This window comes from Psychrobacter muriicola 2pS, assembly GCF_904846535.1.
In the GTDB taxonomy this organism is placed as follows: Bacteria; Pseudomonadota; Gammaproteobacteria; order Pseudomonadales; family Moraxellaceae; genus Psychrobacter; species Psychrobacter aquimaris.
Map to the genome: position 1 here is coordinate 373,242 of NZ_CAJHBC010000001.1, position 16,030 is coordinate 389,271.

16 protein-coding genes are annotated in these 16,030 nt (G+C 42.9%); 10 read left to right on the forward strand and 6 right to left on the reverse strand.

Annotation, left to right across the window (positions count from 1 at the left end; translation table 11 throughout):
• The first annotated feature begins 447 nt into the window (after window positions 1-447).
• From ppsA to JMX93_RS01535, 6 genes are all read left to right on the forward strand, one after another.
• Window positions 448-2,832, forward strand: coding sequence for a phosphoenolpyruvate synthase (gene ppsA / locus JMX93_RS01510; RefSeq protein ID WP_193012849.1), 2,385 nt, complete (start codon window positions 448-450; stop codon window positions 2,830-2,832).
• 129 nt (window positions 2,833-2,961) lie between these two features.
• Window positions 2,962-3,957: an RDD family protein gene (locus JMX93_RS01515; protein WP_499203633.1), complete on the forward strand. Its 996-nt coding sequence runs from the start codon at window positions 2,962-2,964 to the stop codon at window positions 3,955-3,957.
• 282 nt (window positions 3,958-4,239) lie between these two features.
• Window positions 4,240-4,644 (forward strand): 30S ribosomal protein S6, encoded by a 405-nt coding sequence (rpsF, locus tag JMX93_RS01520; protein WP_193012851.1) that lies wholly within the window; start codon window positions 4,240-4,242, stop codon window positions 4,642-4,644.
• 16 nt (window positions 4,645-4,660) lie between these two features.
• Complete coding sequence (gene rpsR / locus JMX93_RS01525) at window positions 4,661-4,891, forward strand: 30S ribosomal protein S18 (RefSeq protein WP_010198808.1); 231 nt, start codon at window positions 4,661-4,663, stop codon at window positions 4,889-4,891.
• Between the two features lie 26 nt (window positions 4,892-4,917).
• On the forward strand, window positions 4,918-5,427 hold the full coding sequence (rplI, locus tag JMX93_RS01530; RefSeq protein WP_045446903.1) for a 50S ribosomal protein L9: 510 nt from the start codon (window positions 4,918-4,920) through the stop codon (window positions 5,425-5,427).
• A 269-nt stretch (window positions 5,428-5,696) separates the two neighbouring features.
• Complete coding sequence (locus JMX93_RS01535; RefSeq protein ID WP_443509926.1) at window positions 5,697-5,945, forward strand: hypothetical protein; 249 nt, start codon at window positions 5,697-5,699, stop codon at window positions 5,943-5,945.
• A 33-nt stretch (window positions 5,946-5,978) separates the two neighbouring features.
• Here JMX93_RS01535 and JMX93_RS01540 read toward each other — a convergent pair whose 3' ends face one another.
• The 3 genes from JMX93_RS01540 to cobT are packed head-to-tail and all read right to left on the reverse strand — an operon-like array spanning window position 5,979 to window position 8,514.
• On the reverse strand, window positions 5,979-6,554 hold the full coding sequence (locus JMX93_RS01540) for a histidine phosphatase family protein (protein ID WP_499203634.1): 576 nt from the start codon (window positions 6,552-6,554) through the stop codon (window positions 5,979-5,981).
• A gap of 32 nt (window positions 6,555-6,586) precedes the next feature.
• Complete coding sequence (gene cobS, locus JMX93_RS01545) at window positions 6,587-7,462, reverse strand: adenosylcobinamide-GDP ribazoletransferase (RefSeq protein ID WP_443509929.1); 876 nt, start codon at window positions 7,460-7,462, stop codon at window positions 6,587-6,589.
• Window positions 7,462-8,514 carry a nicotinate-nucleotide--dimethylbenzimidazole phosphoribosyltransferase gene (gene cobT, locus JMX93_RS01550; protein ID WP_499203635.1) on the reverse strand — a complete coding sequence of 351 codons (1,053 nt, stop codon included), beginning with the start codon at window positions 8,512-8,514 and terminating at the stop codon, window positions 7,462-7,464. The genes cobS and cobT overlap by 1 nt, the downstream gene beginning before the upstream one ends.
• Before the next feature lie 226 nt (window positions 8,515-8,740).
• Between cobT and JMX93_RS01555 the strand changes: the two genes are divergently transcribed.
• Complete coding sequence (locus JMX93_RS01555; RefSeq protein ID WP_443215251.1) at window positions 8,741-10,099, forward strand: GntP family permease; 1,359 nt, start codon at window positions 8,741-8,743, stop codon at window positions 10,097-10,099.
• 20 nt (window positions 10,100-10,119) lie between these two features.
• Window positions 10,120-11,256, forward strand: a complete 1,137-nt coding sequence (locus JMX93_RS01560) for a glycerate kinase (RefSeq protein WP_499203636.1) — start codon at window positions 10,120-10,122, stop codon at window positions 11,254-11,256.
• An 89-nt stretch (window positions 11,257-11,345) separates the two neighbouring features.
• Here JMX93_RS01560 and JMX93_RS01565 read toward each other — a convergent pair whose 3' ends face one another.
• A complete protein-coding gene (locus JMX93_RS01565; RefSeq protein ID WP_499203637.1) occupies window positions 11,346-12,215 on the reverse strand; it encodes a LysR family transcriptional regulator in 870 nt (289 codons plus the stop codon).
• 107 nt (window positions 12,216-12,322) lie between these two features.
• Here JMX93_RS01565 and JMX93_RS01570 point away from each other — a divergent pair, with 107 nt between their 5' ends.
• Window positions 12,323-12,823, forward strand: a complete 501-nt coding sequence (locus JMX93_RS01570) for a lactoylglutathione lyase family protein (protein WP_499203638.1) — start codon at window positions 12,323-12,325, stop codon at window positions 12,821-12,823.
• 213 nt (window positions 12,824-13,036) lie between these two features.
• Window positions 13,037-13,849 carry an enoyl-CoA hydratase gene (locus JMX93_RS01575; protein ID WP_499203639.1) on the forward strand — a complete coding sequence of 271 codons (813 nt, stop codon included), beginning with the start codon at window positions 13,037-13,039 and terminating at the stop codon, window positions 13,847-13,849.
• A gap of 190 nt (window positions 13,850-14,039) precedes the next feature.
• Here JMX93_RS01575 and JMX93_RS01580 read toward each other — a convergent pair whose 3' ends face one another.
• Entirely contained in the window at window positions 14,040-14,378 is a 339-nt protein-coding gene (locus JMX93_RS01580) for a RidA family protein (protein ID WP_071003571.1), read from the reverse strand.
• A 58-nt stretch (window positions 14,379-14,436) separates the two neighbouring features.
• Entirely contained in the window at window positions 14,437-15,684 is a 1,248-nt protein-coding gene (locus JMX93_RS01585) for an NAD(P)/FAD-dependent oxidoreductase (RefSeq protein WP_499203640.1), read from the reverse strand.
• Between the last annotated feature and the right edge of the window lie 346 nt (window positions 15,685-16,030).

Consider the following 16,030-nt stretch of genomic DNA (forward strand, 5'->3'; position numbering starts at 1 on the left):
ATAAATGGGCGTCAAACAAGGAAAGTAGCGCAAATAATATCGAGATATTGATAAGCTATTTGACGATGTTTGGCAAAATTTAGCTATTTTTAGCCCATTTAGAGGTTAATTGATTGAATTGAGGAAACGCCCTAGCGCAGCATTACCTGCTATATATAAAGGCAGCTATCATAAGAATATTCTAGAGTTCTTCTATTATTCATTTTAAACCCTCTATTTATCAACCGATTTATAGAGATATCTTGATAATCAGAGTGGTCTTTACTCACATTTTTCCATCATCTCAATAATGTAAAAATGAAGCACTTTCTATTAATTATGTAGCAAACCCCACAATTTGTATCTTTTTGACAAAAATATTGATTCAACCCCTCGAAATTCTCCAAATATAGCGGTATAATTGACCGTTATAATCTTTACTAAATAACCTTATTTTCTGGAGTTATCATGGCAGCGCAATCTACAGCACTTGTAATCAATCTGGATCAGCTAGGAAAAGACGACATTGAGATGGTTGGTGGCAAGAATGCCTCGCTTGGTGAGATGATCAGTCATCTTTCTGATTTAGGTGTCAGTGTTCCAGGCGGCTTTGCCACCACTTCAAATGCATTCAACCGTTTTTTGACAGAAACTGGCTTGCTTGACAAAATTAATAGCGAACTAAAAACGTTAGACGTGAATGATGTCAACAAGCTTGCTGCAACTGGCAAAAAAATCCGTACTTGGATTATTGAGCAAGAGCTGCCAAGTGACCTTGAGCAAGAAGTGCGTCAATCGTTTGAAACGATGAGCGGCGGTGAAGACATCGCGGTTGCTGTACGTTCTTCTGCGACTGCCGAAGATTTGCCAGATGCGTCATTTGCTGGTCAGCAAGAGACATTCTTGAACATTCGCGGCATTGATAACGTCCTAATTGCGATTAAAGAAGTATTTGCCTCACTATACAACGACCGTGCTATCTCTTACCGCGTACACAAAGGTTTTGAGCATGAAGGCGTTGCATTGTCTGCTGCGGTACAGCGTATGGTTCGCTCAGAAACTGGCGCAGCTGGCGTTATGTTTACGCTAGATACAGAAAGTGGCTTTGATCAAGTGGTATTTATCACCTCAAGCTACGGCCTAGGTGAAATGGTTGTACAGGGTGCGGTTAACCCAGACGAATTCTACATTTCTAAGCAATTGCTAGCCAATGGTAAGCCTGCGGTGATTCGCCGTAACCTAGGTAGCAAGCATAAGAAAATGATTTACGGTGATGAAGGTAGCACCACTAAATCAGTGAAAACCGTGGATGTTGAAAAACAAGATCGTATGCAGTTCTCATTATCTACTGAAGAGCTGACCTCTCTTGCCAAGCAAGCCGTCACGATCGAAAAGCATTATGGTCAAGCGATGGATATCGAATGGGCAAAAGACGGCGATACTAACGAGATCTTTATCGTTCAAGCACGTCCTGAGACCGTTAAGAGCCGTCAAGACAGCAATGTCATGGAACGTTATATCATCGACACAACTGGCGCAAAAGTATTGTGCGAAGGTCGCTCAATTGGTCAGCGCATCGGTTCAGGTAAAGTACGTATCGTTAGTAACCTAAACGAGATGGACAAAGTACAAGAAGGCGATGTACTCGTATCAGACATGACTGATCCGGATTGGGAACCAGTGATGAAACGTGCTTCTGCCATCATCACTAACCGTGGTGGCCGTACGTGCCACGCTGCGATTATCGCTCGTGAGCTAGGTGTACCAGCTATCGTTGGTTGTGGTAATGCCACTGAGCTATTGGTTGACGGTCAAGACGTGACTGCTTCTTGTGCTGAAGGTGATACGGGCTTCATTTATGAAAGTCAGATTGACTTTGAAGTACAGACCAACTCTGTTGAGTCTATGCCAGAACTTGCGTTCAAAGTCATGATGAACGTTGGTAACCCAGATCGCGCCTTCTCATTCACCCAAATGCCAAACGAAGGCATTGGTCTTGCACGTCTAGAATTCATCATCAACCGTATGATTGGTGTGCATCCAAAAGCACTACTGAACATGAACAGCTTGCCACGCGAGATTGCCCAAGCCATTAATGAGCGTATCGCTGGTTATGCCTCACCGGTTGATTTCTACGTTGACAAATTGGTTGAAGGTATCTCAACCCTAGCCGTTGCCTTTATGGATCAGCCAGTTATCGTTCGTATGTCAGATTTCAAATCGAACGAATATGCTAACTTGCTTGGTGGTAAGTTATACGAGCCATCAGAAGAAAACCCAATGCTTGGTTTCCGCGGTGCTAGCCGTTATGTGTCTGACAACTTCCGTGACTGTTTCGAGCTTGAGTGTAAAGCACTGAAACGTGTCCGTGACGAGATGGGCTTGACCAACGTCGAGATTATGATTCCATTCGTACGTACCGTTGGCGAAGCCAAAGAAGTCATCGAATTACTTGAGAAAAATGGTCTAAAACGCGGTGAAAATGGTCTACGCGTCATCATGATGTGTGAATTGCCGACCAATGCCCTATTGGCAGAAGAGTTCCTAGAGCACTTCGATGGTTTCTCAATCGGCTCTAATGACTTGACTCAGTTGACACTTGGTCTTGACCGTGACTCAGGTATCGTCTCGCATCTATTTGATGAGCGTGATCCTGCGGTTAAGAAGCTATTGACTATGGCGATTGATGCTTGCCGTAAAGCAAATAAATATGTCGGCATCTGTGGTCAGGGTCCATCAGACCATCCAGATCTCGCGTTCTGGCTCATGGAGCAAGGTATCAGCTCAGTGTCATTGAACCCTGACTCAGTACTAGATACTTGGTTCTTCTTAGCTGGTGAAGAAACAAAATAAGCCGTAACGTTCAGTCACAGCAGTAATTCACACAGTCATTAAAGAAACAATTATTAGGGTCTATTTGAAAAATGTTAAATAGACCCTAATATTATGTATCATATATAGTGACTTAAGATATGACTAACTATGCAGGCAATTATGCAGATTTTCCTTGCTCGAAATAACGTACAAGCTGGTCCCTACAATTTGGAGCAGCTAAATATCATGTTGGCATCTGGTGAAGTACTGCTAGATGATTTGATGTGGCATGAAGGCTTAGACCAATGGCAGCGTGTCGGTAACTTGACCAATAATCAAACGGTTTATCGACCTACCAACGTTGGCAGTCATGAGGTTAATGACTCTATTATCAATAACGTAACTGTTTTTCCTGAAGATAACGCTAGCAATAGCTCGGATAGAAAATCAGTTTCATTAGATAGATTGTATGGCAAGCCTGAACGTCCGAAAGACACGGATAAAAATGTGAAAGCTGACATGACCACCAATCGTCAGCAGATACCGCACAATAATGTGTCACTAAATAAGTCTAATAGCAATAAGGCTGCGTCTAGCAAAGACAAAGTCGTCGGCAATGTGACACTTGCACCTATCATGTCGCGAGTATTAGCAACAGCCATCAATGGATTACTCTATCTACTGGCTATTTTTCCGCTAGTGATGGCATTGACTAAAATGGATGTGGATTATACCAGATTCCAAAATATCCAAGATATGGATGCGGCTTATCAGTATTCAATGACACTGATGGAGAGTCTTCCTAGTAGTACATTGATGATGTCGCAAGTTATGGTATTTGGCTTATTTGCGCTGCAATTGGTATTTATCACATTACGTGGTCAGTCACTCGGTAAGCTGATTACGGGTATTCGCGTGGTGGATCAAACCACCCATCGGTTGCCCTCTTTTACCAAGCTTATCGGTGTGCGTACTTTGTTATTGTTTATTATTTACAACTTATTGTTCTCGTTTACCAGCTTTTTAGGGTTCGTGATTATTGCGATTCATTATTACATGGCCTCGAAAAGCCCTGAAAATATCGGTTGGCATGACAAATTGGCCAAAACCTTAGTGGTAAAAGCAGACAGCAGTCAGTTAGTGAAAGAACCAAAAATAAAATAGCTCGTTTATTGATAATCGATCTTACTATTTTGATAAAAAAGCAGCGTATTAGCGTTGCTTTTTTATTGACCGAACATTCCTAATTACTTTAATAATTTATTAACGGCTGCTCAGTGATTAACCTTTGTGTTACTTGCTAAGTACTGTTATAATACGGCGCTTTATAAACTAAGCTTATTTCTGATTTTATTGTTCACAATAATAGCTAGAAATTGGGCTTACCTTATAAATCTCCTTGCTATTAACATAGGGTTAATAGCTACTAATCCGTAAGGAGTCATAATGCGACATTACGAACTGGTGTTACTTGTACACCCAGACCAAAGCGACCAAGTGGTCGGCATGGTTGAACGCTATATCAAGTTGGTTCAAGACAACAACGGCACTATCCATCGTCTAGAAGATTGGGGCCGTCGTCAACTGGCTTACCCAATTAACAAGATTCACAAAGCTCATTACGTTCTTTTCAACATTGAAACTGACGGTGAAACTTTAGCTGAACTTGAAGAATTATTCCGTTATAACGACGCGATCATTCGTAGTCTAGTTATGCGCCGTGACGACGCTGTCACTGAAGAGTCGCAGTTAGCCAAGAATGCCGATGAAAAACGCGCACGCAAAGCAACTACTCGTCGTCCAGACAGTCGTGAAAACGATAATGACGACAACGACAACAGTGAAGACTAATTAAAGGAGAATACTCATGGCACGTTTCTATCGCCGTCGCAAATTCTGCCGTTTCACTGCTGAAGGCATCACTCACATCGACTATAAAGATGTTGAATTGCTAAAACAGTATATCAGTGATAATGGTAAAATCGTACCAAGCCGCATTACCGGTACGTCTACTAAATATCAGCGTCAACTAGCGACTGCTATCAAGCAAGCTCGTTATTTATCGCTACTTCCATACACTGATAACCATCAGGGTTAACCGTTAACTTTAACTAGGAATGACTCATGCAAATTATTTTGTTACAGCGTATCGTCAACCTTGGTAAACTCGGTGAAACTGTCGATGTGAAACCAGGTTACGGACGTAACTTTCTTATCCCTTTGGGTAAAGCACTACCTGCTACTGCAGCTAACATTGAAAAGTTCGAAGCACGTCGTGCCGAGCTTGAAGCTGAAGAAGCCAAAGAAGTGGCTGTTGCTCAAGAACGTGCTGATGCGCTAACTGACGTTAATGTCATCATGCGTGCTAAATCAGGCGACGAAGGCAAGCTATTCGGCTCTATCGGTACTCGTGATATTGCTGAAGCATTGACTAACTCAGGTCTAGAAGTAGACCGTGCTGAAATCAAGCTTCCTGAAGGTACTTTACGTCAAGTTGGCGAATACAATGTTGATATTCAGCTACACCATGACGTTACTGCTACTATTTTAGTTACCATTCTTTCTGAAGATGGCGACAACGAAGAGTCAGCAACAGAAGTTGAAGACGAGAACGAAGATTATTCAGAAGAGTAATTTTTTGAATGTTTAGCTCTAGTCTAAAAAAGCCAGTAACGTCATGTTGCTGGCTTTTTTGCATTTTGCTATCGCGCTTAACTTATGATTTTATCACCTATCTTTTACAGTGATATATTCCAGCAACTATCTGTAATAAATAGCTTAGAAAGCCTATACTTAACAATAAAATACTACTCATATAATCATCTTTATTATTTCTAACTGAGTTGTTATCCTTCTAGTATCTGATTGATAGATTTTTTTAGATAACGATAGGCTGCGATGACATGATAAATACTGACGACAAATTACGATGTATCCAAGGCAATCACTTTTACAGCAAAGGTGAAATTTATAAGGTGGGTAGAATCGTTAACAACAAATATTTTCAAATCCTAACTGATAATGATGCAGACCATTGGTATGCAACACTGGACGATAAAGGCATTTATGTGAGCTTTGATTCGAACTTGGGATTAGCAGAAAACGAGAAAGCCTATTTTGAAAAAATCGATGAGCTACAAGCTGAAAGTTAGCAGTCTCCTAAAGTATTTAAGATTGAACAACGGTCAACATAATGGCCGTTTTTTTAGTGAAACATCAATACGATTACAGGACAGATATGCTACAGAACGAGGCCACTCAGCGGCTGTTTTTGGCACCTCTTGGTCAGTAGCTATCATCTTGGCAGCATTTATCCAGCCTGCATGACCGATGACTAATACTGGGCTATCTTTTTGTTCAGCTGAAACCTTAACCAACCAACCTCCAACACGTTCAAATAGCTGCTGCAAGCTCTCGCCATGATTGGGTGCAAAATGTGCAAAGTTATGACACCACTCATCAATCTCTTGCTTAGTGATTTGCGTCCACGGCCGTCCATCCCATTCGCCAAAATTAATCTCAGCCAATTCAGGCGCGACTCGACACTCAAAGCCACGTTGCGCTAATATTTGCCCAACCTTTAGTGAACGCTGTAAGGGACTGATCCAAATTATTCTTGGTAATTGATACAAACGCACAAAGCGCTCGATTTTATTGGCAAGGCATTTCAACTTACGTTTATCTACGCTGATATCCATTTGTCCGATACAAACTCCTTCGGCTGCAATAGGCCTAGGATGCCGCCAAACATAAAGAATCATAGCTGATAGTGTCCTTTTTTAATGTTCAAAGCCTACATAAGCGGTATAGAAGCAGCCAACCCTATGTAAACAGCGATTTCGCTAAGCTGCTGCGTCGCGCCGAGCCCATCGCCCGTGTAACCATCCAAGCGCCTACGTAATAAACGTCGCATGTAATCAGTGGCTATCAGCGCCAGTATGATGGCTAATAACCATCGACCAATTCCAATCTGCTGCACAGTATTAGGAAACACTAGCACCACTAATAAACCAGCTAACAATAACCAGCCACTGCTTAATAACCCTTGCAATGGCGTCAGCTGCTGCGCCATCGGTTTGGCTTTTGCGTGTTCTATCTCTCCACCATAAGGCAGTAAAGCAAGTAGGCTAATACAAAGTAATCGTGAAACGGTATGCCCTATGATAAGTGCGACAACAGCTATCGATAAGGGCATAGAGGCAAGTAAGCTAATTTTGAGTAATAACGCCGATACCAAACCCAATACACCATAAGTACCCAAGCGTGAGTCTTTCATAATAGTCAGTGTGCGCTCGCGAGTCAGACCACCGCCTAGACCGTCACAGCTATCCGCAAGACCATCTTCATGAAAAGCGCCAGTGAGTTTAATTCCAAAAGCTGTGCTCAACACCGCAGCAACTAGGGGCGTAAATAAGATACTGCCAAGCCAAAACACGCCAGCACAAAGTAAGCCAACCAGTAAACCGACTGCGGGAAAATGGCGGCTGCTCTGGTGTAACCATTGCGGATCATAATGTTTAAATAGTGGTACTGGTAATCTCGTTAAAAATTGAACGGCCACCAGTAACAATATCCATTCATGCTTTATCAATTGAGCAAGGGTTCGTCTAGGCGAAGACGGTTGTGATGGCTCTAGTTGATTTGATGGCTTTTTTAATGATTGCGACATCAGTTGTTTTGCTCGCTGATACCTGCGTCACTAAAGCTTGCCATCTCATTGATAATGGCGCAAGCGGATTGCAACAACGGATACGCTAGCGCCGCCCCACTACCCTCGCCTAAGCGCATGCCCATATTGAGTAAAGGCTCAGCATTCAGTGATTTCAATAAATGAGTGTGCCCCGGCTCAACAGAGTGATGAGCAAAGACAGCATATTGAGCAACTCCGGGCGCTAGGCATTCAGCCACCAACAATGCGCTACTGGCAATAAAACCGTCAATCAAGAGAATACGCCGTTCACTAGCAGCCTGAATCAGCGCACCTGCCATCATGGCAATCTCAAGCCCGCCCAATGCAGCGAGCACATCAAACGGTGCTTGTACCGTTTGATGACGCTCTAATACTTGCGTTAAAATAGTCATTTTATGCTGTAACCCTGCATCGTCAAGCCCGGTACCACGCCCGATACAATCAGCAAGCGGCGCATCAACCAATCTCGCCAGCAATAGACTTGCCGCCGAAGTATTGCCAATACCCATTTCTCCAACAATGAGCAAATTACCCGCTAAATTCTTGACGACTTTCATTCCGTTTTCTAGCGCTGCTAAACATTCTGCTGCTGTCATCGCAGGCTCTATCAACGCGTCTCGGCTACCATGGCGAACTTTATAATCTAGCAATTTTGGATGAGGAGCAAAGTCGGCATCCACCCCAGCGTCAACGACTTTTAACTCAATATTATGCTGGCGTGCCAGTACATTAATGGCAGCGCCACCTTGCAAAAAGTTATAAACCATTTGCGCAGTGACAGCACTAGGAAACGCTGACGTACCATGCTTAGTTAAACCATGATCGGCGGCAAACACTCGGATTTGCGGTTGCTCAATGTGCGGTGTGGTCGTTCCCTGAATCATGCCTAACTGCACAGCGAGCGTCTCTATCCGCCCAAGCGCACCCAGCGGCTTGGTTTTTAGGTCTATAATCTGCTGTAGCTGCTGACGTAATTCATCATTTTCTATATTGGCGATAGTAGGTGCAGTAAATATGGTCAAGGGAGGCATCCTGATATTGGTACATGTGAAACAAGAACCACATATTAGCAGAGTATGGATTTTTTGCCATGAACAAAGTCATATCTGAACCGAATAGATTTCCTAGTAGCACTTATTTGCTATAGAATATGCCCCTTTAAAAATTCATATTGCTATTGATGCTGTTGTTAATGAAATATTAGCTAAGTAGTAGCATCCATAATTATCGCTATCAACCCTACATGTAGAGACAGTAATGATCGTATTTTGGCTTGTGCTGACCATTCTTTTTATTATTTTTGCCACAGCAAAGTTAAAGTGGCATCCTTTTTTAGTGTTGATATTATCAGCTTTTTTAGTAGCGCTGTTTTACCAAGTGCCGCTTAATACCGTTGCTAAAACAATCTCTGATGGCTTTGGAGGTATCTTAGGTTACATCGGCTTGGTTATTGTCTTTGGTACCATTATTGGCTTAATCCTTGAAAAAACAGGTGCCGCCATTGTAATGGCAGAAACGGTCATCAAAGTTTTGGGGCCACGCTTCCCTACTTTGACCATGTCCATCGTGGGTGCTGTCGTTTCAGTGCCAGTATTCTGTGACTCTGGCTACATCATTCTAAACTCTCTAAAAGAATCGTTGGCCGAGCGTTTACACGTATCCAGTGTGGCGATGAGTATTGCCTTAGCAACGGGTCTATATGCTACCCATACTTTTGTGCCACCGACACCAGGCCCTATTGCAGCAGCAGGAAACTTGGGGTTAGAGTCCAATTTAGGCTTGGTTATCATGGTCGGCGTGGTGGTGACAGCCGTTGCAGTACTGGCGGGCTGGTGGTGGTCTAATCGCTTCTTGAATGTCACCCCAGACAATATAGATGCACTGGATGCGCCAGCAGCGACTTTACCTGAAAACATGAAAACACGTGACGACTATAGCAGCATGCCGTCAGCAACAATGGCGTTTCTGCCTATTATTGTTCCTATCGTATTGATTTGCCTATCTTCTGTTGCCAACTTCCCAAGCGCACCATTTGGCAATGGCACGTTGACAGATATATTAGTGTTTATCGGCAATCCGCTCACGGCACTGCTTATTGGTTTATTCTTGTCTTTCTTACTAATTAACACTGAGCAAAAAACGCAGCAAATTAGCGACAGCATCTCACAAGGTTTGGTCGTGGCTGCCCCTATTCTATTGATTACTGGTGCTGGCGGCGCATTTGGCGCTATGCTAAAGGTCACACCGATTGGCGATTATTTAGGCACAACGTTATCTGCGTTAGGGCTTGGTATTTTTATGCCATTCATTGTTTCTGCTGCCTTAAAAACGGCACAAGGTTCAACCACAGTCGCTTTGGTCACCACCTCTGCGATGGTCGCACCGTTACTGGATCAAATTGGTCTCGACAGTGAGCTTGGTCGGGTATTTTGTGTGATGGCCATTGGTGCAGGCGCAATGACTATCTCGCATGCTAATGACAGCTTTTTTTGGATTGTCAGTCAATTTAGTCGTATGAGTGTGGCGCAGGCTTACAAAGCCCATTCTATGGCAACGGGTATTCAAGGCGTGACCAGCATCGTCTTTATCTGGCTATTAACCTTGGTATTTATTTAAAGAGATTCAAAGAGAACTTCATGAAAATTTTAATTGCCCCCGACTCATTTAAAGAAAGCTTAGAGGCACTGGATGTGTGCCGCGCCATTCAATCTGGTTTTAGCCAAGTGTTTCCAGATGCCGACTATAAGCTATTGCCAATGGCAGATGGCGGTGAAGGCACCTCAGCGGTATTGTCTTATGTGTTGGGCGGGCGCTGGAAAGACGTTAAAGTACACGATCCCTTGATGAGACCGATCACAGCAAAATACTTGCTATTGCCAGATGCTACTGCCGTCATCGAAATTGCCCAAGCGTGCGGATTGCACTTATTAAAAGCAGCAGAGCGTAATCCTGTCACCACCAGCAGTTATGGTGTCGGTGAACTGATTGCTGATGCTTTAAAAGAAGGTGCTAAACGTATCATTATTGGTCTCGGTGGTAGCGGAACCAATGACGCAGGTCTGGGCATGCTAATGGCGCTAGGCTTGACATTTCATGATGTCAATGACAGCCTACTCACTCATGGCGGCGGCGCACTTGCCAATCTACATCGAATTGACGATAGCAACCTTCATACAAAGGTGCTCGATACGATATTTGAGGTCGCCTGTGATGTGACCAATCCGTTATGTGGTCTTTTGGGTGCGAGCGCGGTATTTGGTCCACAAAAAGGCGCCTATCCAGAGCAAGTCAATGAGTTAGATAAGGCACTAAATCACTTTGCCACCATATGTGATCAGCAAGGCTATGAGGATTGCCAACATATCGAGGGTGCTGGGGCTGCTGGCGGTCTTGGCTACGCGATGATGACGTTCTTTCAAGCTCAGTTAAAATCAGGATTTAACACCGTCGCTGAAGTGGCTCATCTGTCACAGCATATCGCAGAGGCTGATCTGGTCATCACTGGCGAAGGTAAGCTAGATGTACAGACTGCCATGGGTAAAGTGGCTGGCGGTATCAGTCAAATTGCTAAAGCCACTCATACGCCTGTCATCGCTATCTGCGGCAGTGTAGACGGTCTAAAATCCGCGCAAACCAGCCAATTCGATGTCATCATGCCAAGCATTCAAAAGATAGATACCCTCGATAATGTACTGAGTCAGGCTTATGACAATATCGAGACTACTGCTGCTAATATCGCTGCAAGTATCAAACTTGGGCAAACTTTAAGATAGTCTTAACCTATCAATAAGCATTTTCTGTTACATGCGCAGCTATTGAATGCTTTTGATAGCTGCGCATGTAATATTTTCTCTGAACACCTCTATAGCCATTTTTTGACTTCATCAATGACCGTTTGCATTCTACTTGAGAGTGGATGCTGTCGTCTGACTGCAAGATATAGCGTCTCGCTAATGGCAATAGGCAAATGATGGCTTTTTATAAGCTCAGACTTTGGATAAGCAGCCACTGCATGTGCTGGTAGAACGGTAAAGCCAATTCCCCTACTAACTGGCTCTAAGATTAACCCTATCTGATTAGAAAAGCCTTTTTTCTCAAAGTCATTGATATGCTGGAATTGCTCGTAATTGGCAGTCAGTAGCATGCCTGCATGATGAGCGCCATCTGGATGATTGATAAATCCAAGCTCGATAAGCTGCTCCCAGCTGGGCTCTACTGTAGCCGCAGGTGTCACTAGTATCAATGCTTCTTGCGCCATGGGCTTGCAGCTAACCGTTTCATCATCTGAAATATTCGTCATAAAACCAATATCAATCTCATGTTTGGCAAGCGCTCGCTCGATATCAGAATTTGGGGCAAAGCGATAATCAATCACTAGCTTCGGATGCCGCTGCTGTAAGGTTAAAAGCTGCGGATACAGTTTAAGTCCTACACTACCCGGTGACATCAACCGTACCAATCCTTCGTAAGGTGGATCCTCACCGATACGCTGCTCCAAATTTGATAATCGCTGCAATATCTCGCCTGCTTCTTTATAGAGCTGCTCACCTGCATTAGTCAATGAGAACTGCTTTCCTTGTCGAATTAACAAATCTATATCTAACTGCTCCTCTAACTTACGTACGTGCTGGCTTACCCCAGACTGCGTCATATATAGACGTTCAGCCGTACGAGTAAAGTGCCCAATCTCAGCAAGCGTACAAAAAGTTCGTAGCCATGTGATATTAATCATTACATTTCATACTTATTTATATAATATTTGATAATTTTATATAATGACAGTGCGTTTGTATACTGGCCTCACGTTAAACAAGAGTACAGCAAACAGGAGCACAAACTATGAACAACGTTTATCCAAGAAGCTTTTCGCACATCGGTCTGTCAGTCACTGACTTAGATGCTGCTGTAAAATTTTATACTGAAGTGATGGGTTGGTACACCATAATGGAACCAACTAAGATTGTTGAAGATGAAAGCCCGATTGGCGAGATGTGTACTGAAGTATTCGGTGCTGGTTGGGGCAGCTTCCGCATCGCTCACTTGTCTACTGGTGACCGTATCGGTGTTGAAATTTTTGAGTTCAAAAATCAAGAAGACCCTGAAAACAATTTTGAATACTGGAAAACTGGCATCTTTCACTTTTGTGTTCAAGATCCAAATGTTGAAGAACTGGCTGAGCGTATGGTTGCAGCAGGGGGCAAAAAGCGTATGGAAAAACCGCGCTACTACTACCCTGGCGAAAAACCTTATCGCATGATCTATATGGAAGACCCGTTCGGTAATATCGTCGAGATATACAGCCATAGCTACGAGCTAATCTATAGCGAAGGCGCATACTAAGTTCAGTATAGATACAGCTTAGTATAAATTTAACTTAGTATAGATTTAGCTTATATCTGACCGACAAACTAATAGCTTACTCATAATCTGAGTGCGCTATTTTTGTTTGTGAGCTTTCTATGTCAGTCATCTATTGTATAGGATATGAGCCATGCTACTATTTAGTTGGCTATATATAAAATTCTTAAACCAACCCATTATCAAGGATGATAAATGACTCAATCTGACGTTACTCTAGATACAGATGACCTTTTGGTTATCAGAGAAGACAATGAAGAAAGTGGCGTAGTCACTCTCACCTTAAACCAACCCAAACAATTCAATGCCCTGTCCGTTGAAGTACTATCTGCCATGCAAGCAGAGCTGGACAATATCGCTCAAGACGATACGATCAGAGTCGTGGTTATTCAAGCGACGGGTAAGGCATTCTGTGCTGGTCACAATTTAAAGCAAATGCGTGCACACCCGGATGAAGCATTTCATCGTGCCCTATTTCAGCAGTGCAGTCGAATGATGCTTACCATCAACTCTATGCCACAAGTCGTCATCGCTAAAGTGCAAGGCATTGCCACAGCCGCAGGGTGTCAGCTGGTTGCAGCTTGTGACTTGGCCGTTGCCGCTGATGATGCAAAATTTGCCACTTCTGGGATAAATGTGGGGCTTTTTTGCTCCACGCCTGCCGTTGCTGTCAGTCGTAACTTGCCGCGCAAGCAAGCATTTGAGATGTTAATCACAGGTGAATTTATCGATGCGCATACTGCCTTACAATATGGATTGATCAATCGAGTGGCGCCAGCAGAGCAGTTAAATCAAACACTACAGTCTTTGCTAGCGGCGATTACTACCAAGTCTCCGGTAGCAGTAAGAACTGGCAAAAATATGTTTTATAAACAACTGAATATGAACATCGAAGATGCTTATGACTATGCCAGTGAAGTAATGACCTGCAATATGATGGCAGACGATGTGGGTGAAGGTATTGATGCATTTATTGAAAAACGCCAAGCGGTATGGAAAGGATGCTAATCTCTATGATATTAATCGGTATATTGCTTAGCTGACGTTATACGGCGTGTGCTTGGATTAAAAAGCTAGCATATTCCTTTTCAATAATCGAGTTGGCTTATTGCTACGCATAGAAAAGGCCATGATATCGCTATCATGGCCTTTTTTATTTCTAGTTAATACCGATACTACAAGTACTACGAGCCGTTTATTACTCGGCAGCGATGGCAATCATCTCAACCAATAGCTCAGGACGGGCAAGCGCTGATTCGCCGCAAGCACGCGCAGGTGGCTGTATGCCTTCGAACCATTTGTCATAGACTTCATTCATAGCCGCAAAATCTGCCATGTCTTTGATCCAAACTGTGACTGATAGTAGCTTTGATTTATCACTACCCACTTCTTCTAATAACGTTTGGATCTTTTCCAAGCAAGTCAACGTTTGCGCTTTGATATCGTCTTCTGCATTACCGACCTGACCACACAAATAAATCGTCTGGTTATGGATTACCGTTTTACTCATACGTTGATTGCTATGTAGCTTCTTTATCATGTCATATACCTTTCATTTATTAATTTAAATCTATGCTTAACTATTCAAATTGCTTTTAGTTAGAGAAACGCTGAGCGCTAAATGGTGCAAGATCGACCAATGCAGGCTTATCATGAATCATTTCTTCAACAAGACGTCCTGTCATTGGCCCTAAAGTGAAGCCCTGATGGCTGTGACCAAATGCGAACCATAGTTTGTCATGCTTATCAGCAGGACCAATTACTGGCTTCATGTCAGGCATACAAGGACGTGATCCTGCCCATGCTTCACTCTCTACTGCATCTTCCAATGGCAAGATTTTTTTAGCAAGCTTCAATACGGTTTGCAATTGACCAAAGTTCTTTGGCGCATTCATGGTGGTCATCTCAGCACCCGTGGTGATACGAATACCCTGCTGCATTGGACCCATGACAAAACCTTTATCCATATCAAACATACTATGATGGATTGTATTTTTTTCCGTCACTTTGAAATGCTGATGATAGCCACGCATTGGGAACAATGGCAAATTATAACCAAGTGGTTTGATCAAATCATTTGACCAAGGGCCTGCTGCGATGACCAATTTGTCACTATAATACGTATCTTTATCAGTGATAACTTTCCAGCCATCCGCTTCTTGGACGATTTCTTTTACATCATTTTCTTTGATCGTACCTTTCATGTCTTGGAAGTTTTTCGCGTAGGCTTTCACGAGCGAGCTTGGGTTTGATACTTGCCATGAATTTAACCAATGAATAGCACCAACGAAACCTTCGAAATTGGCGCGAGGCTCTATTGCTTTTAGCTCTTCAAGGTTCAGTACGTTATGCTCAACACCTTGGTTACGAGCATCAATGGCTGATACTTGCGCTTCTTTAAACGTTTCTTCTGAGCGATGTAGTTGCAGCCAACCATCACGAGTAATGAGCTCGTCAGCACCAGAAGCGCTAATCATAGTTTGGTGCTCACTCGTACAATGCTCAATCAGCGTCTGCCACTCTGATTCGATTTTTTTGACTGAAGCAGGCGTAGAGTATTTCCAGTACTGGAGCAGCGCTTGGTGATAACGTAGAATCGCCGGTATGCGATAACGAATATCAGTACCTTGGTTCGGCAATACTCGGATCATCTCTGTCAGCTGACGCGGAAAAGGATGCGTATGAATGGCTTCGCGCTGAATCAATCCTGCATTGCCATATGAGGTCTCTGACCCTGGCAGTTTCTTGTCTAAGAGTAATACATTTGAATTGTTTTTTTGTAAATGCCACGCAACTGACGTGCCAACCATACCTGCACCGATAACGATCACTTCATAGCGCATAACCTATCCTTTTCTTATGGTGTTAATACAAAGTATCAAATATGAGGGTCTAACGGAATAAGGTGGTAATAGTAACGCATTAAGCTGAATATTAAACCCCAATCTCATAAATATTTTTGCTATTAAATACTTTTGGTTATAAGGTTTTTGAAAAAGTATTTTTGATAGGAATAATGAAAGTTTGATTGATAAAATAGTAATGATTAACCATCATTTTTAAAAATACTAGATGCGACTTATCATCATTAATTTCTGTGCTATAGTTTGGTCTTTTTTTAATCTAGAAATTATCAGCCGCCTAAGCATTTTAATTATAAAAACTGATAAACAGTATTTATGATGTGCC